The 16,971-nt window shown below is 67.5% G+C and carries 14 protein-coding genes and 4 pseudogenes; 12 read left to right on the top strand and 6 right to left on the bottom strand.

All coding sequences use genetic code 11. The annotated features are described in order from the left end of the window. From RT054_RS16395 to RT054_RS16385, 4 genes and pseudogenes are all read left to right on the top strand, one after another. Window positions 1-566: restriction endonuclease subunit S (locus tag RT054_RS16395; RefSeq protein WP_313025662.1), on the top strand; the 566-nt coding region annotated here is incomplete at its 5' end. Continuing rightward, window positions 566-3,949, top strand: coding sequence for a DEAD/DEAH box helicase family protein (locus RT054_RS16390; protein ID WP_313025660.1), 3,384 nt, complete (start codon window positions 566-568; stop codon window positions 3,947-3,949). The genes RT054_RS16395 and RT054_RS16390, both read left to right, overlap by 1 nt. Window positions 3,950-4,111: 162 nt before the next feature. Beyond that, window positions 4,112-4,516, top strand: a pseudogene (locus RT054_RS16580) (FRG domain-containing protein); the annotation flags it as partial. A 135-nt stretch (window positions 4,517-4,651) separates the two neighbouring features. Beyond that, window positions 4,652-5,173 carry a hypothetical protein gene (locus RT054_RS16385; protein ID WP_313025657.1) on the top strand — a complete coding sequence of 174 codons (522 nt, stop codon included), beginning with the start codon at window positions 4,652-4,654 and terminating at the stop codon, window positions 5,171-5,173. Between the two features lie 323 nt (window positions 5,174-5,496). On the opposite strand, the pseudogene RT054_RS16380 reads toward RT054_RS16385, so the two are convergent. The 5 genes and pseudogenes from RT054_RS16380 to RT054_RS16360 form a co-directional block, all read right to left on the bottom strand. Further along, window positions 5,497-6,306, bottom strand: a pseudogene (locus RT054_RS16380) (IS3 family transposase); the annotation flags it as partial. 43 nt (window positions 6,307-6,349) lie between these two features. Continuing rightward, window positions 6,350-6,646: pseudogene (locus tag RT054_RS16375) on the bottom strand (integrase core domain-containing protein); the annotation flags it as partial. Window positions 6,647-6,650: 4 nt separating this feature from the next. Then, window positions 6,651-7,850: an IS30 family transposase gene (locus RT054_RS16370; protein WP_313025655.1), complete on the bottom strand. Its 1,200-nt coding sequence runs from the start codon at window positions 7,848-7,850 to the stop codon at window positions 6,651-6,653. A 242-nt stretch (window positions 7,851-8,092) separates the two neighbouring features. Then, window positions 8,093-9,114: pseudogene (locus RT054_RS16365) on the bottom strand (IS3 family transposase); the annotation flags it as partial. A 187-nt stretch (window positions 9,115-9,301) separates the two neighbouring features. Continuing rightward, on the bottom strand, window positions 9,302-9,505 hold the full coding sequence (locus RT054_RS16360; RefSeq protein WP_313025652.1) for an excalibur calcium-binding domain-containing protein: 204 nt from the start codon (window positions 9,503-9,505) through the stop codon (window positions 9,302-9,304). 220 nt (window positions 9,506-9,725) lie between these two features. Here RT054_RS16360 and istA point away from each other — a divergent pair, with 220 nt between their 5' ends. The 8 genes from istA (at window position 9,726) to RT054_RS16320 (ending at window position 16,152) form a co-directional block, all read left to right on the top strand. Beyond that, window positions 9,726-11,411, top strand: coding sequence for an IS21 family transposase (gene istA / locus RT054_RS16355; protein ID WP_268528330.1), 1,686 nt, complete (start codon window positions 9,726-9,728; stop codon window positions 11,409-11,411). After that, complete coding sequence (gene istB / locus RT054_RS16350) at window positions 11,411-12,226, top strand: IS21-like element helper ATPase IstB (RefSeq protein ID WP_029212087.1); 816 nt, start codon at window positions 11,411-11,413, stop codon at window positions 12,224-12,226. The genes istA and istB overlap by 1 nt, the downstream gene beginning before the upstream one ends. A gap of 97 nt (window positions 12,227-12,323) precedes the next feature. Further along, window positions 12,324-12,722 (top strand): helix-turn-helix transcriptional regulator, encoded by a 399-nt coding sequence (locus RT054_RS16345; RefSeq protein ID WP_034253253.1) that lies wholly within the window; start codon window positions 12,324-12,326, stop codon window positions 12,720-12,722. Beyond that, a complete protein-coding gene (locus tag RT054_RS16340; protein WP_029212089.1) occupies window positions 12,719-13,618 on the top strand; it encodes a cation diffusion facilitator family transporter in 900 nt (299 codons plus the stop codon). Before RT054_RS16345 ends, RT054_RS16340 begins: the two co-directional genes overlap by 4 nt. Next, window positions 13,615-14,409, top strand: coding sequence for a cation transporter (locus RT054_RS16335; RefSeq protein ID WP_311966736.1), 795 nt, complete (start codon window positions 13,615-13,617; stop codon window positions 14,407-14,409). Before RT054_RS16340 ends, RT054_RS16335 begins: the two co-directional genes overlap by 4 nt. Continuing rightward, a complete protein-coding gene (locus RT054_RS16330) occupies window positions 14,406-14,753 on the top strand; it encodes a DUF3703 domain-containing protein (RefSeq protein WP_240483987.1) in 348 nt (115 codons plus the stop codon). Before RT054_RS16335 ends, RT054_RS16330 begins: the two co-directional genes overlap by 4 nt. Before the next feature lie 96 nt (window positions 14,754-14,849). Next, complete coding sequence (locus RT054_RS16325) at window positions 14,850-15,527, top strand: thioredoxin domain-containing protein (RefSeq protein WP_029212092.1); 678 nt, start codon at window positions 14,850-14,852, stop codon at window positions 15,525-15,527. Next, window positions 15,520-16,152 (top strand): vitamin K epoxide reductase family protein, encoded by a 633-nt coding sequence (locus RT054_RS16320; RefSeq protein WP_029212093.1) that lies wholly within the window; start codon window positions 15,520-15,522, stop codon window positions 16,150-16,152. Before RT054_RS16325 ends, RT054_RS16320 begins: the two co-directional genes overlap by 8 nt. Before the next feature lie 51 nt (window positions 16,153-16,203). Here RT054_RS16320 and RT054_RS16315 read toward each other — a convergent pair whose 3' ends face one another. Beyond that, complete coding sequence (locus RT054_RS16315; protein WP_029212094.1) at window positions 16,204-16,404, bottom strand: hypothetical protein; 201 nt, start codon at window positions 16,402-16,404, stop codon at window positions 16,204-16,206. Window positions 16,405-16,971 lie beyond the last annotated feature (567 nt).

The following is a 16,971-nucleotide window of genomic DNA, read 5'->3' as shown; positions in this document are numbered from 1 at the left end:
GCGCCGACACCGATCGCGGCGTGAACACCCACACCACGCTCAAAGTCGAAGAGCCGCATTACAGCGAGACGGGCGACCCATTCATTCGGATTCAGAACGTGGGTGGAGGAACGCTCGACTTGACCGACATCGCCTACGTCCAGGCGCCCGATACCGCGGAGGCACGACGGACGCTCGTCCGCAGCGGAGATGTCCTAGTGAGTATCACCGCGGACCTTGGCCGTACTGCTGTGATCCCGCCTGAGCTGGGACGAGGGTACGTCAACCAGCACATGGCGATTTTGCGGGCGCCCGACCTTGTTCCAGAGTTCTTGGCTCACTACCTGGAGTCTGCCGAGGGGCGCCGTCAGCTCATGAAAAAGAACCGAGGCCAGGTCAAGGCAGGTTTGAACTTCGATGACATCCGTTCGGTCGAGGTTCCAACCACCGCACGTGAAGTCCAACAAGAGTTTGCCGACTTCTGCCACCTCGTCGACCAACAGCTCGAGGCGGCGAAGGCAGTGCAGACCCAAGATGACGACTTGTTCGCTTCCCTCCAGGCCCGAGCGTTCAGGGGTGAGTTGTGATGGGTAACTTCGACTTCCTCCGCGCTGAGTGGCCGGAGATTCACGCCAGTTGTGCGAAGGCGGAGTCGTATCTGACGAACGATCCGTCCACGGCGTGCCTCCTCGCTCGGCGGTCGGTGGAGCTGCTGGTCATGCACCTGTACCGCCTTCTCGACCTCGAAGAGCCGTACAAGCGGGACCTCGCGGCACACATCGCAGACCCGGCGTTCAAGAGCGTCACGGGTGAAGGCATCTCCACCAAGCTGATGCTCATCAAGAACGTCGGCAACCAGGCCGCGCACACGGCCAAGCCGATCCAGGCGCACACCGCGTTGCAGGTGATGCGAGACCTCTACCTCGTCATGGTGTGGGCGGCGTTCCGGTACTCCGCCGCGCCCGACTCCGTGCCGATGGGCAGGCAGTTCGACCCGCACCTCGCTGCGCAGGCCGCGCCGCTCTCGCGCGCGGAGGTCGTCAAGCTCGCCGAGAAGTTCCAGGCCCAGGACGAGGCCCACGCCCGCGAACTCGAAGCCCGCGACGTCGCCCTCGCCGACCGCGACGCCCGCCTCGCCGAACTCGAAGCGGAACTCGAGGCCGCCCGCGCCCAGGTCAAGGCCGCGCAGGAGGCCAAGACCCTCACCGACACCCAGGACTACCGCGAGTCCGAGACCCGCGACGCGTTCATCGACCTCCTCCTCCACAAGGCCGGGTGGGCCCTCGACCAGAAGCGGGACCGCGAGTACCCCGTCACCGGCATGCCCACCACCAGCGGTGAAGGGCGGATCGACTACGTCCTCTGGGGTGCCGACGGGCTGCCCCTCGCCGTGGTCGAGGCCAAGCGCACCCGCCGCTCACCGCACGAGGGCCAGGAGCAGGCCCGGCTCTACGCGAACGCTCTGGAGCAGGAGTTCGGGCGGCGGCCGATCATCTACTACACCAACGGCCACGAGCACTTCCTCTGGGACGACGCGTCGGACTACCCGCCCCGCGCCGTGCAGGGGTTCGCCACCGCCGACCAGCTCGAACTCCTCATCCAGCGCCGCGACACCCGCCGCCCCCTCGCCGGTGAATCCGTCGACCGCGAGATCGCCGGCCGCTACTACCAGGCCCGCGCCATCAGCGCGATCGGCGACGCCTTCGACCGCCGCCAGCGGCACGCCCTGCTCGTCATGGCCACCGGCACCGGCAAGACCCGCACCGCCGTCGCCCTCGTGAAGCAACTCATGGACGCCGGCTGGGTCAAGAATGCCCTGTTCCTCGCCGATCGGCAGGCCCTCGTCAAGCAGGCCCACGACGCGTTCGCCGAGCACTATCCCGAATCCGGGCCGGTCAACCTGCTCAAGGACCCCCGCAAGACGGGCCGCACCTACTTCTGCACCTACCAGACGATGATGGGCCTCATCCAGCAGACCGACGGCGAGCAGCGGCGCTTCGGGCCCGGGTTCTTCGACCTCGTCATTATCGACGAGGCCCACCGCAGCGTGTACGCCAAGTACGGGTACATCTTCGAGTACTTCGACTCCCTGCTCGTCGGCCTCACCGCCACACCCAAGGACGAGGTCGACCACAACACCTACCGCCTCTTCCAACTCGAGGACGGCGTCCCCACCGACGCGTACTCCCTCGACCAGGCCATCGAGGACGACTACCTCGTCCCGCCCCGGGGCATCTCGGTGGGCACGACGTTCCTGCGTCGCGGCATCCGGTACGACGACCTCACCCAGGACGAGAAGGACACCTGGGACACCATCGACTGGGGCGACGACGGCCCGCCCGACGCGATCGAGGCCGAGGAGATCAACCGGTTCCTGTTCAACGAGGACACCGTCGACAAGGTCCTCGCCCTCCTCATGGAGGCCGGCCACAAGGTCGCGGGCGGGGACCGGCTCGCCAAGACGATCATCTTCGCCAAGAACCAGCGGCACGCCGAGTTCATCGCGCAGCGGTTCGACGCCGGATGGCCCGAACTCGCCGGGCGGTTCGCCCGCGTCATCACCCACGGTGTCTCCTACGCCGACCAGCTCATCGACGCCTTCTCCGACCCGGAGTCCGACCCGCACATCGCCATCAGCGTCGACATGCTCGACACCGGCATCGACGTGCCCGAGGTCGCCAACCTGGTGTTCTTCAAGCCCGTGCGCTCACGCACCAAGTTCTGGCAGATGATCGGCCGCGGTACGCGCCTGCGCCCCGACCTGTACGGCGAGGGCGAGCACAAGCGCGACTTCTACGTCTTCGACTTCCTTGGCAACCTCGAATTCTTCAGCCAGGACCTGCCCACCGCCGAGGGCTCGACCCAGAAGTCCCTCACGCAGCGGATTTACGAGCACCGCGTTGCGCTCGTCCGCGGCCTCGACACCGCCGGCGGCGATGCCGACCTCCGTCGGGAGACCTCCCGTCTGCTCCACGAGTTCGTCTCCGGGATGACGCTCGACAACGTGCTCGTGCGCCCGCACCGGCGCCTCGTGGAGAAGTTCAGCGACGGCGCCGCATGGGACACCCTCAGTGCCGAGGACGCCCACGACGCCCTCGAACTCGGTGGCCTGCCCACCGCCGCAGCGCAGGGGAGCGAACCCGCGAAACGGTTCGACCTGCTCATCCTGCGGCGTCAGGTCGCCGATCTCGACGGCGACGTCGCCACCGCTGAGCGCATCCGCGAGAGCGTGCAGGCCATCGCGACCGACCTCCTCGGGCGCACCGCGATCCCCATGGTCGCCGCACAGGCGCCGCTGCTGGAAGAGATCGCCGGTGACGAATGGTGGGTCGACGTGACGCTCCCGATGCTCGAACTCGCCCGGCTACGGCTGCGGGACCTGGCGGCGTTCGTCGTCGGTGACGGCACCCGCAACCCGGTCTACACCGACTTCGCCGACACCCTCACCGAGGCGGTCGACGTCCACCTGCCTGGAACCACGCCCGGCATGAACTGGGAACGCTTCGTCGCCAAGACCACCGCCCACCTGCGCGAGCACGACGACCACATCGCCATCCAGAAACTGCGCCGCAACAGGCAGCTCACCCGCGCCGACCTGTCGAGTCTCGAGGAGATGCTCCACGACCTCGGCGCCGAAGCGACCCATCTGGAGCGGGCTGTGGCTGAAACCGGAGGGCTGGGACTGTTCCTGCGCTCTCTCGCCGGCCTGGAGCGGGCCGCGGCCATGGAAGCCTTCGCCCGCTTCCTCGACACCTCCGCCTACAGCGTCGACCAGATCCGGTTCGTCGAAATGGTCATCAACGAACTGACCACCACCGGCGTCATGGAACCCGCCCGCCTCTTCGAATCGCCCTACAGCGACGACCTGCCCCGGGTCGACACGATGTTCCCCGACGCGGACCTGGAGATCATCGTAAGCACACTGCGCGATGTCCGGGCCCATGCACTGCCCAAGGAAAAGACAGCATAGTAGTTCGCGCGAAGGCACACTGCCGTAACTCCGCGCAGCAGTGAACTCTCGTGCGGAGGCGTGTAGCGAATTTCCGGTTGAAATGGACCCGCGGATGAGCATAATGGAAATGAGCGGCCCTCAATGCCCTCAACAAGTTCATGGCACTGAGGAAAGAGAGTCATGTCTACGCGCAAAAATCACTGGGTCCAAAGTGGGTGGGGGATCGAGGTCAGGTCGGTCGATCAGCTCGTTCGGTTGGTGGGGCGTGTCGGGACTCTTGAGCGGGGTCAAAAATTTGTTTGGCGAGGGGTTGCGGACGCCTCTTGGCAGATCCTGTCCTCTCTGCAAGTCGCGATAAAACGGGGGGATTTTGCTAAGGCTAAGTTGCACTCAAATCCCAACGATCAGGATGATCTTCGACAGGTGGAGCGGCGGATTCTGGACGGAGCGCATCACTGGGGAATCGGGGTCACGGAAGGCGGAGTGATGCCTGATCTGCAACTCCTGGCGATGTTGCAACACCATGGAGCGCCCACTCGTTTGATCGACGTGACTACTGATCCTATGACTGCCCTCTGGTTTGCATGCCAACCGCCTGCAAGCCTACGTGGATCTCCAGTCGACGAAGGTGGTAGGGAGTCTGGCAGAAGGCGTTCACCTAAACATGCCCTCTTTGCATTTAATGTCACATCGGTGGCTAACGTAACGACAGTCGAGCCCATGGGGGGATTGACATCCAGCTTCGCGGATCAGGCTGCGGCATCACTGGATGTCGCGCTCACGCACAGTCGGGACACCGGGAATCCTGTGCTGCTGACGCCGAGGGTTCAAGATGTTCGAATGGCGGCTCAACGTGGCCGCTTTCTTCTCGGGGTGGAATCGACGTCTCCCGTCGTGCCTGGTTTGCACGCCTTCCCCTTTGAGGCGGGTTCTCCACCCGGTGAAGAGGGATTGACGCGCTTGATGGCGCCGGAGGAAAAGGGGAAAGGGCGACCGCGTCGAATCGATTTCCTAGCAATCATCTTCAATGATGGGATTCGAGAGAAAATTCTCGATCACCTGCGTGCTTCGTACGACACGTCCGCTTCGACCATGTACCCGGACCTTCAAGGTTACGTGGAAGCCCTCAAATTCGACGCCTTCGACCTCGACAAGGTGCCCGCAAGGGGTCAACTGGATCAGCTGATCTTCAATCCCGAAGCGCCAGCTGCTACGGCGGAACTCGCAGATGACGACTCCTGACCCGTCGCACCTAGTGCGGTGCTGTTGAGCGTGTTTCGTGCGTATTGAGGGGCTGTCCTGAGTTTCGGTGTGCCGTGGACCGGTCTTGGTCGCCCGCGCCGCCTCGCTCGGCCAGCGCCGGGCGGCAGGGGGCCGCACGGGGAATGTGCCAATGCGCGACATTCAGGCGTGCCAACGAGAGGCGGCGCGCTGTATCGCCAGAGCTCACGGCGTTTCGTCGACCACCCACCATGGGTAGTTCACGAAAGAACTGCCTGTAGGTTCACGAAACTCCCGGTCAGGCTCGTCCTGGCCTGGGGTTGCCCCCGTTTGACGGACATCGATTAAGCGGCCTGGGCCGCGGTGGTGTTGCGGTGTTCGAAGGCTACCGGGCTGATGAATCCGAGGGCGCTGTGGCGCCGGCGGCGGTTGTACAGGGTCTCGATCCACTCGCTCACACCGCGGATCGCGGCGGCACGGGTGCCGAACTCGTGTCGGTTGAAATACTCGGTCTTCAGCGTGGCCCAGAAGCTCTCTTGTTGGGCGTTGTCCCAGCACACTCCGGTACGGCCGACCGATAGCCGCACGCCGAGCCCGGCGGCGGCGTCGTGCAGCTGCTGGGAGGTGTATTGGCAGCCCCGGTCAGCGTGCAGGATCACCCCACGGTCGAAGCCCTCGCGGAAGGTGACGGCGCGCCGCAGGGCTTGCTCGACGAGGTCGGTGTGCAGGTTGTTGCTGAAGGCGTAGCCCAACACGCGGCGCGAACAGCCGTCACGGACCGCGCACAAGTACAGCCACCCCTCACCAGTGGGCAAGTACGTGATGTCCGAGGTCCACACCTTGTTGAGTGCGCCGGTGTCGAAGCGCCGCCCGACCAGGTCCGGGATCGCGTGCGGTGAGGGACCACTGATCGTGGTCACCGGCGTCCACGGCCGCGGACTGACCCCTCGGATCCCTTCGGCGCGCATCGCTTTGGCCACCGTCTTCGTCGAGACCTTCTCGCCGGCGGCGCGTAGCTGCGCGGTGATCCGCGGGGCGCCGTAAACTTCGTCTGATTCCTCGTGCGCGGCAAGAACCAGGGCGCGGACCTGGCGCCAACGCCGCTCCCGCGGCCCCGGCTCGGTCCCATGCCGGGTGGCCCAGTCGTAATAGCCCGAACGGGGGGCCTTGACCCCTGTTGGTGGACACGGGGGTTGATTACGCGGCGGTCGCCAGCGTAGCGGTCGTGGTGGTGGCCTCGTAGTCGTTGGGGCTGAGGTAGCCGCACCAGGAGTGGCGTCGGCGCGTGTTGTAACGGGTGAGCCACTTGAAGACCTCGCGGCGGCACGTCAGAGCGTCGGGCCAGGCGCGGCGGTCTTGCAAGACCTCGCGTTTGAAGGTCGCGTTGAACGACTCGGCCAGCGCATTGTCGGCTGAGGTGCCGACGGCGCCCATGGACCGAGTCACCCCCTGTCGGCGGCAGAGTTTGGCGTAGTCCTTCGAGGTGTAGACACTGGGTTCAACCGGTCGTTGCAACACTCGGCTGTTGAAGCGATCGTAGGTGCTCCTCGAGCACTTCCGCGGGAGTTCTCCATCCGAGCGCTTTACGGGGGCGGTTGTTCAGGGTGTAGGCAACGGCTTGGAGGTCCTCGGCACTCCAGCGGGATAGGTCGGTGCCCTTGGGGAAGTACTGGCGCAGCAGGCCGTTGGTGTTCTCGTTCGTGCCTCGTTGCCAGGGCGAGTGGGGGTCGGCGAAGTACACGCGGGTGCCGGTGTCCATCGTGAACCGCGCGTGGGCCGACATCTCCTTGCCGCGGTCCCAGGTGATGGTCTTGCGCAGTTGCTCGGGCAGCTCTGCGATCGTCGCGGTCAACGCGGTGTTCATCGCGATGGCGCCATAGCCACCCAGCGCCGGACCGTTCTTCACGTGGGGCTGTTCGCCCCACCCTGGGCATCGGGGCAGGTGGATCAGGACCGTGGCGCGGCTGCAGCGCTCGACCAGGGTCCCGATGGCCGACCTGTCGGTCCCGATGATCAGGTCTCCTTCCCAGTGCCCGGGGATGGCGCGGTCGGCTGCCTCGGGCGGGCGAGCGCTCAGCACGACCTGGTCGGTGACGTGACCCTGGGGCTTGTTACGGGAGCGTTCTCGCGGTTTGCGCAGGGCCCGGCCGGTCCGTAGACAGGTGACCAGTTCGCGCTGCAGCGCGCCCCGGCCCTGGATGTAGAGGGCCTGGTAGATCGCCTCGTGACTGACCCGCATGGACTCATCCTCAGGGAAATCGACCGGTAACCGGTTCGCGATCTGCTGCGGACTCCAGGCCGTGGCCCAACGGCGGTCCGCCCGGTGCGGCTTGTTCAATCCTTTCCACGCCGGGGGCCGCGGGCCGGCGGTCACAGCACCATCGGGGCCGCGGACCTCACCGGCCAGACGTTCCTGAACGTAGGATCGCAGCCGCTCATTGCCGACCAGTTTCGCGGTCTTGGGACGCTTGGCGGCCTGCTGAGCCTTCCACTGCGCCACGCCCGCGCGGTACTCCAACCTGCCGGCGCGGGTGGCCGCGTTGCGACGCAGCTCTCGCGAGATCGTTCCCGGGTCACGTCCCAGGGTGCGGGCAATCCCGCGCACCCCGAGGCCCTGCGCCTTCAGGATCGCGATCTCCTCACGCTCGGCGAAGGTCACGTAGCGGCCCGTGGGCTCAGCCAGGCTGATCGGTGGCATGCCACCAGCGTGGCGAAACCATCTGCTGCCCACCGACACTGACACGCCCACCGCCAACGCCGCTTCCGCGGTATTCACCCCCGTCGCGATCAAACGCCAGAACTGGCGCTGCACCGCCCGCGACGGCTCGGGCCGTCCCGGGGACCGCATCGGCGGCCGCAGCGCCCGATCCGCACGCCACTGCCGACGCACCCCCTCGGGCACCTCGCTGGTCTTCCGGAACCAATCCGACTTCGCCACCACACACCTCCACGATCAAGGTGTTGCGACGACCACTTGAATCCGCCGACCGACCCGTGGTCGGAATGGAAGATCGCCCCGACCAGGCAGCCCCGCGTGGCGGCCGCGCCCTGCAACGCTTCTTCGACGAGCTCGGTGCGCATGTGATCGGCCATGGCCCACCCCACCAGACGGCGGGAGTAACAATCGATGACAGTGGCCAGGTACCAGTTGGACCCGTCCCCCAGAGGGAGGTAGGTGATGTCGCCGACGTACTTCATGTTCGGCGCTTCGGCGGTGAAGTCTCGTTGCAGCAGGTCAGGAACGTCTTCTCGGGATGGTTCGGGCCGTGTGGTGACGACCTTCCGTTTCTTGACGTAGCCGGCGATGTGCTCGCAGCGCATCACTCGCGCCACGCGCTTGTGGTTCACCCGCTGATCCGGCTCGACGCCGTCGTTGAGTTCGGCCGTGACGCGTGGGGCGCCCAGAGTGTTGTCCGCCTCGTGCAGGATGCGGATCCGGACGGCCAGGGCGGCGTCGGCGGCGGCGCGTTCGGCCCGGGTCGGCGCGGCCTGCAGCCAGGCGTAGTAGGACGAGCGCTGAACCTCCAGCAGCTCACAGAGTCGCTTCACCTCGTAGGTGGCGGCATGGTCGGCGACGAACTGGAAGCGACTCACCAGCGCGTCTCCCCGGCGAAATACTTGGCCGCCTTCTGCAGGATGTCCCGCTCGGTCGTCAGCTTGACCTCGTTGACTTCCAGCTCCCGTACCCGCGTTCGCAACCGGGCCAACTCCTGCTCAGGAGTCTCATCGACCGGCGAAGCCGCCGAGGCCGCCCTCCCGCCGGTGTGGTGGACGGGACTGTCGACCCGCGTGCCGTCGGCGGCGACCTTCGTGCCCGTGCCGTACGCGCGCAGCCACTGAGTCAACGTGCCCCGCACGATCCCCAGGTCATCGGCGATCCCACGGACCGTGGCGCCCGGGGTCCTCTCGTACAACTCGACCGCCTGACGGCGGAACTCCTCGGAGTAAGTCTTCCTGGCCATGATGGACAGATCATCTCGCTCTCACCCGCGGTGCGGGATTCAGCGTGTCCACTACCAGGGGTCAGGCCCCGGGCTCGCTGCGCGCTCATGACCGCCGCGAAGCCACCCTGGTCGATGCGCCGTTCTTCGGACGCCCGCTGACACGGGTGTGGTCAAGCGGCGCCACGTTGGGCGGTGGTGGCGAGCGCTACTCGCAGGCCACACCGTCGTCGTCGCGGTCGAGCTTGGGGCGGTACCCGGGGTCACCGCGGTACAGGGGCGCGGCTCCTGCCGCGCGTGCCTCGGAGCAGTTGGCGTAGACCTCCCCCTCCGGTTCCTCCTCCTGGGAGGTGTCGGCGAATTGCTGGGGAACGGCTTCGGCCTCCGCCGTCACCGTTTCGGTGGCGGTCACGGTTTCCGTCGCGGTCTCCGTGACGGTTTCGGTGACCGTCTCCGTCACCGTCTCGGGGGTCGGCGCGGGGGCCGTCACGGTGACTGTGACAGGTTGATCTGGCCCCATCGTGACGGCCTGATCTGGCCCCACTGGCGACTCGCCGGGGTGGTTGTGACGGTTTGATCTGGCCCCACCCCAGCCTTGCTCACATCAGAGCACTCGAGGGATCGGGGTTGGGATGGGATCACGTGTGGAGTTGTTCGCTGCGATACGTCGGGACGCGCGGGTCGAGGAGATCTCGATCCGCGAACTGGCCCGCCGTCACGGGGTGCACCGGCGCACCGTAAGGCACGCGCTGGCATCAGCGGAGCCGGCACCACGGAAGGCACCGACACGGTCGGCACCGCGGTTGGACCCGTTCAAGGACGCCATCGACGGCATGCTCCGCGCGGATCTGGACGCGCCGAGGAAGCAACGGCATACCGCGACCCGGATCCTCGCTCGCCTCGTCGACGAGCAGGCCGCGACCGGTCTGTCGTACTCGACCGTGCGGGACTACGTGCGGGTCCGGCGGGCACAGATCGACCTCGAGGGCGGACGCCGCCTTGAGGCGTTCATCGCCCAACACCACGGCCCGGGTGAGGAGGCCGAGGTCGACTTCGGTGAGGTCTGGGTCGTCTTGGGCGGGGTGAGGACCAAGTGCTACATGTTCGTCCTGTGGCTCTCCCACTCCGGGAAGGCGATCCACCGTGTGTACCCCACCCAGGCGCAGGAAGCGTTCCTCCAAGGGCATATTGAGGCGTTCGACGCGATCGGCGGGATCCCCACGAAGCACATCAAGTACGACAACCTCACCTCCGCAGTCACGGCCGTCATCCACGGACCGGGCCGTGCCCGCAACGAGAACGACCGGTGGGTGCTGTTCCGGTCGCACTACGGCTTTGACGCGTTCTACTGCCAGTCCGGCATCGAGGGCGCCCATGAGAAGGGCGGCGTCGAGGGCGCGGTCGGGTGGTTCCGCCGCAACCACCTGGTCCCCATGCCTGAGGTCGATTCGCTTGACCAGCTGAACGAGCAGATCAAGGCGTGGGAGGCCGCCGACGAGGACCGGCGGATCAGTGGTCGCCTGAACACGATCGGGCACGACTTCACCGCCGAACAACCCCTGCTCAGGCCGCTGCCGATGGAGGTGTTCGAACCGGGACTGGTGCTGAACCCTCGCGTGGACCGGTCCTCGATGATCAGTGTGCGGATGGTGAAGTACTCCGTCCCGGCGCACCTGATCGGTCGCCGCGTGCGCGTCAGCCTGCGCGCGACCGAGGTGGTCGTGTTCGAGGGCCGCACCGTGGTGGCTATGCACCCACGGGTCGTGGCCCGGGGCACCAGCCGGGTCGTCCTGGATCACTACCTAGAGGTGTTGCGGTTCAAGCCCGGCGCCCTTCCCGGATCTACTGCTCTGGCGCAAGCCCGCGCTGCAGGGGTGTTCACCTCGGCGCATGAGGCGTTCTGGGCGGCCAGCCGGAAGGTCAACGGCGACGCTGACGGCACGCGTGAGCTCGTCGACGTCCTGCTGCTCCACCGCTCCCTCACAGCCGAGCAGGTCACCGCCGGGATCGCCGCCGCCCTGACCGTGGGCGCGGTGTCCGCGGACGTCGTCGCGGTCGAAGCCCGCCGACACACCCCCGACACCACCACGGCGACGGGTGGGGCCAGCTCTGACCGTCATCACGTTGCTCGAGGCGATACGCGCGAGCAACGCGTTGTCAGTCTGACCCAACGCCGCCTGACCGACCCTGCCGCAGTGATCGCCGGTCTCCCACCCGATACCCGGCCGATCCCGTCCGTGGTCGCCTACGACGAACTGCTCCCACGACGACGCACCACCACCCCTCCCACCCCTGATGTGAAAGCGAGCACCAGCTGATGAGCCCGACACCGGTGGCCACCCCGGTCAGTCCAACGTTGCGCCGCCGGCGTGGGATGACCGAAGAGGCCGCGATCGCCGCGGTCGACCAGGCCTGCCGCCGACTTCGGTTACCCACGATCCGGGCCCTGGTCGACGAGGCCCTGTCGGTGGCGAAGAAGGAGCAGCTGACCTACCAAGGCTTCCTGGCCGAGCTGCTGCTGGCCGAGGTCGACGACCGGGACCGACGCTCGTCGGTGCGCCGGGTCAAGGCGGCCGGGTTCCCGCGGGACAAGTGGCTCGGGGACTTCGACTTCGACGCCAACACCGCGATCAACCCCGCGACCGTGCACGAACTCGCCAAGGGCGACTGGATCCGCCGAGGCGACCCGCTGTGCCTGATCGGGGACTCCGGCACCGGCAAGTCCCACTTGCTCATCGCCCTGGGGACGGCGGCCGCCGAGCAGGGGTACCGGGTTCGGTACACACTGGCCACCAAGCTCGTGAACGAGCTCGTCGAAGCCGCCGACGACAAACAGCTCGCCAAGACCATCGCCCGCTATGGCCGGGTCGACCTGCTCATGATCGACGAGCTCGGCTACATGGAACTCGACCGCCGCGGCGCCGAACTTCTCTTCCAGGTCCTCACCGAACGCGAAGAGAAGAACTCCATCGCGATCGCCTCGAACCAGTCGTTCTCCGGGTGGACCGACACCTTCACCGACCCCCGCCTGTGCGCCGCGATCGTGGACCGGCTCACCTACAACGGCACCATCATCGAAACCGGCACCCACTCCTACCGGCTCGCCCACGCCCGGGCCAACGTTGTCGTATGACCGTGCGGCTCTATGGGCGGGCATCGCTCGATGCTTCTCCTCGCGGACTTGACCCTGGCGGCTCATTCCCTATTATCTGATCATGCGCTCAGATGACATGGTTGTTGGGTTGGATGGCTGTTCGGTCCACTGCGTTCACCCGGAGAAGGTCCAGCTCGTGCTGGATGCCACGCTCCCGGCAGATGAGCTGGCGCGGGCGGCGAGCATGTTCAAGCTCCTCGGCGACCCGACCCGGGCGCGGTTGCTGTTCGCGCTTCTCGAGGCCGGTGAGCTGTGCGTGTGCGACCTGGCCGCCGCGACCGGTGTGCAGGAGGCGACGGTGTCGCAGTCGTTGCGGATGCTGCGCGCCTCCGCGGTGGTGACCGGTCGCCGGCAGGGCAGGTTGGTGTTCTACCGGCTCGCGGACGCCCACGTGCGGATGCTGCTGGACCTGACCAGGGAGCACATCGCCCACGACCAAGCAGCCGGCATCGCGTCAGCCCAGGCGATCCGGTGAGCGACGGACACGGCCACGGAAGCGCGGGCGGGGCGCATCGGTGGCGGCTGCGGTTGGCGTTCATCCTCGTCGCCGGCTACTTCGTCGTCGAGCTGGTGGCAGGTCTGCTGTCAGGGTCATTGGCGCTGCTCTCCGATGCCGGGCACATGGCCGCCGACGTGGTCGCGCTCGGTGCGGCGTTGGTGGCCACCCGGATCGCCTCTCGCCCGGACAGCACCGGTCGTCGCACGTTCGGGTCCTACCGTGCCGAGGTGTTCGCCTCCGGCCTGGCTGTCCTGTTGATGCTCGGGGTCTCGGTCTACATCGCGGTGGAGGCCATCGGGCGCATCGGCGCCACGGCGGAGATCGCCTCGGGGCCGATGCTGATCGTCGGCGGCATCGGCCTGGTGGTCAACATCATCGCCCTGCTGCTGTTGCGCGGCGGGGCCAGCGACAGCCTGAACGTCAAGGGCGCCTACCTCGAGGTCGTCGCCGACACCGTCGGCTCTGTTGGCGTCATCGTCGCCGGGGTCATGGTGGCCGCGACCGGAAACGCGTGGTGGGACACCGGCATCGCCTTGGCCATCGCCATCTTCGTCGCCGTCCGCGCGATCATCCTGGGCCGGGAGGTCCTCACGGTCCTGGGGCAGCACGCGCCCGCGGACATGGCACCGGACGACGTCGAAGCCGCCTTGGCAGCCGTCCCGGGTGTGAGCAACGTGCATGACCTGCACGTGTGGACCCTCACCTCGGGGATGAACGTGGCCACCGCCCACCTGATGACCAGTGAGGGCGCGGACGCGCACGCCGTCCTGGACAGCGCCCGAACGGTCATGCTCACCAGCTTCGGCGTCGAGCACGCCACCCTCCAGGTCGAACCCAACACCCACACCGGATGCAAGGAGGTCACCTGGTGACCACATGGACCGCCCTGACCACCCCCGAACGGCGCGCGACCCTGATGCGCCGCGCCCAGCTGCTCGCCGCTGCCTCCGTTGCCTACAACACCGTCGAGGCCGTCATCGCGATCACCGCCGGGAATATCGCCGGCTCCTCCGCGCTGGTCGGGTTCGGCCTGGACTCCCTGGTCGAGGTGTCCTCCGGGCTGGTGATCCTGTGGCAGTTCCGCCACCGCCTGCCAGAGAGCCGGGAACGCGCGGCGCAGCGCCTCATCGCCATCTCGTTCTTCGCCCTGGCCGCCTACCTCACCGTCGAGGCCGGGCACGCCCTGATCACCGGCGCCCGCCCTGACTCCAGCCCCGTCGGGATCGGCCTGGCCCTCGCCTCCCTGGCGGTGATGCCCTTCCTCAGCGTGTGGCAGCGCCGCACCGGTCGCGAGCTTGGCTCGGCCGCTGTCGAGGGCGACGGCACCCAGACCCTGCTGTGCACCTACCTGTCCGCGGTGCTGCTGGTCGGCCTGGTGCTCAACGCCACCCTCGGCTGGTTCTGGGCCGACCCGCTCGCTGCCCTGGTCATCGCGGCCGTCGCGGCCCGCGAGGGCTGGCAGAACTGGCAGGGTGACGACTGCTGCGCCCCGGCGGCGCTCTCTGCCATGGGGGCCGGTGCTGACACCGACACCACGACCTCAGCCTCGCAATGCGCCGCGGATGACTGCTGCACCACCTCGACGAGCGGCGTCGACCAGGCAGCGGACCGACAGGCGGCACCCACCCCCGTGACCCTCGCCCGGCGCGAGGACCACTCGTGAGCCGCCGCATGCCAGCCCAGATCCGTGCGGCGTTCGACGCCGAGCTGCGCCACGCCCGCACGGCCACCACGAGCGGGCAACGGTGGGCGGCGCTGGAACGGGCGCACATCCTGTCCCAACCCTGGGCCTGGCCGCACACCCGCGCCCACGCGGTCATGTTCGCTCTGGCGTGGAGCGAGCACGACCGCCGCGAAGCCGCCGGGCAGGTCCTGCGGCTGCTAGTCGCCGCACCCGGATCCGCGCTCGGGCGCTACCCCGAGGGCAACACCGGCCGCGCCACCGTCCCGCTGACCCAGCCGATGCCCGTCCCGCAAGATCTCGCCGAACTCCTCACCCACCGCTGACGCGGCTTCCTCCCACCCCGGGGAACCTGACCGGGCCCCCGACCCGTTCGCCCCACGAGCCCCCTGCCCTTCCTGACTTACCTGGAGCTGACCCCTGTGACACCCGTGAAACGCAACGCCCTCGTCTCCGCCGCCGTCGTCGCCCTGCTCGTGGCCTTCATCGCTGGAGCCCTGGCACTGTCACCCAAGAAGGCCGACCCCGCCGACGCCGCCGGTGCGGCCACCGGAGCCGGGGCGGGGACGGGCAAGCTGGTGCGCGACGACAGCCACCGGCTCGGAGCCGCAGGGACGGGCAAGGTGACGCTGGTCGAGTTCCTCGACTTCGAGTGCGAGTCCTGCCGTGCGGCCTACCCCGTCGTGGAGGAGCTGCGCACCACGTACGCCGGCAAGGTCGACTTCGTCGTGCGCTACTTCCCGATCCCCAGCCACGCCAACGCAGTCAACTCCGCTCTGGCTGTTGAGGCCGCTGCCCAGCAGGGCAAGTTCGAGGACATGTACAAGCGCATGTACGACACGCAGGAGACGTGGGGTGAGCAGCAGGACTCCAAGGCGTCCCTGTTCCGCGGGTTCGCCCAAGAACTCGGTTTGGACATGGCCGCCTACGACAAGGCCGTCGCCGCCAAGGCCACCCAGGAGCGGGTGGAACGGGACCGGCAGGACGGCCTCGACCTCGGCGTGGAAGGCACCCCCACGTTCTTCCTCAACGGCAAGAAGCTGCAGCCGTCCTCGGTCCAGGACTTCCGCGACCAGATCGACGCCGCCCTCAATGGCTGAACCGGCACCAGGCCGAGCAGACGCACCAGCAACGACCCAGCAGGACCGAATCGTGGGTCGGGGCACGGCTTGGGTCCTGACGCTCGCCAGCGTGGTCGGCTTGGTCGCCGCGTTCGTCCTGCTCCTCGAGAAGATCGCCCTGCTCACGGACCCGGCCTACGTGCCCTCCTGCAGCATCAACCCGGTGCTGTCCTGCGGGTCGGTCATGAACACCGACCAGGCCGCCGCGTTCGGGTTCCCCAACCCCATCCTCGGCGTCGCCGGGTTCACGGCCCTGCTGACCATCGGCGTGGTCCTGCTCACCCGGGCGGCACTGCCGGGATGGTTCTGGTGGGGCATCCAGGCCGGCACCACCCTCGGGGTCGTGTTCGTGCACTGGCTGATCCTCCAGAGCCTGTACCGCATCGGCGCCCTGTGCCCCTACTGCATGATCGTCTGGGTCGCGGCCATCACCGCGTTCGTCACGACCACCGCCCAGAACGTCAGAACCGGTCGGATTCCGTTCCCGGCGCGCCTTCGGCAGGTCGCGTCCTACAGTCCCAGCGTGATCACGGTATGGCTCGTGGTCATCGCCGCACTCATCGCTGTCCGGTTCTGGGACTACTGGGTGACGCTCGGCAGCTGAACGCTGCTCGCGGCCTTGGTCGCGATCCGACCGCCATGGTCGCCAGATGCCTCAGATCGGCACCTGGAAGCCCGACACGAGCTCGGCCTGGAGCCATCGGGTGAGGTCTTCCCAGACACCGGTGGGTAGCAGCACGCCCACGACGACGAGCAGCCCGCCCCCGACGAACTGGACGAGGCGATGGCGGTCGCGCACCCAACCCGACACGCGTGCGAAGCGTTCGATCCCGGCCGCCGCGAGGATGAACGGCACCCCCCAGTCCGAGGGCGTGACAAGCCATCACGCCCGTACCACCACCGGCCGGGGCCAGATCAAGCCGTCACCATGGGGCCACTTCGAGTTGACATAGTCATCACGGTGGCTGTCGTGGTGACGGGTGGTGCCGTGATGGTGTGCGTCACGGTGGGGGCCGGAGTCGAAGCACCGGTCGACGAGGCTCCGGCCATCGCGCTGCCCAGCATCGTGGCGCCGATGAGGAGCAACCCCAGGCACCCACACCCGACCCCTGCATTGCGGGCGGCAGTCTTCCTGCCGTTCGTCCCGGGCCCCTCGTCATTCGGCTGCAGCTTGATAATGATTCCCCCATCTGGTGAGCCCCGTTGCGGCCCAGTCAGTTTCGGTCGCGATGGGGAGTCCGCGCCGCCCAATGGGACGAACTCGGGCCCAAGGTCCCTCTCATGCGGGGCGCACGACAAGCCCCGGCCACCCGTGAGGGCGGCCGGGGCGAGAGATCGGAGTGGCGCCGGGTCAGCGCTGGAGAGGGCTGTAGAAGACGAGGCCGTTGCCCTGCGAGTCGTAGACCACGGCGCGGCGTTCGTG

This window comes from Mobilicoccus sp. (assembly GCF_032060985.1).
Classification (GTDB): Bacteria; Actinomycetota; Actinomycetes; order Actinomycetales; family Dermatophilaceae; genus Mobilicoccus.
This window is presented reverse-complemented; position numbering and strand designations above follow the sequence as displayed.

Bases quoted from the DNA above. Each gene is read 5' to 3' on its own strand.
- RT054_RS16390 (WP_313025660.1), top strand. From the start codon at position 566: ATGGGTAACTTCGACTTCCTCCGCGCTGAGTGGCCGGAGATTCACGCC.
- RT054_RS16385 (WP_313025657.1), top strand. From the start codon at position 4,652: ATGGGGGGATTGACATCCAGCTTCGCGGATCAGGCTGCGGCATCACTG.
- RT054_RS16370 (WP_313025655.1), bottom strand. From the start codon at position 7,850: ATGCCACCGATCAGCCTGGCTGAGCCCACGGGCCGCTACGTGACCTTC.
- istA (WP_268528330.1), top strand. From the start codon at position 9,726: ATGGGATCACGTGTGGAGTTGTTCGCTGCGATACGTCGGGACGCGCGG.
- istB (WP_029212087.1), top strand. From the start codon at position 11,411: ATGAGCCCGACACCGGTGGCCACCCCGGTCAGTCCAACGTTGCGCCGC.
- RT054_RS16345 (WP_034253253.1), top strand. From the start codon at position 12,324: ATGGTTGTTGGGTTGGATGGCTGTTCGGTCCACTGCGTTCACCCGGAG.
- RT054_RS16320 (WP_029212093.1), top strand. From the start codon at position 15,520: ATGGCTGAACCGGCACCAGGCCGAGCAGACGCACCAGCAACGACCCAG.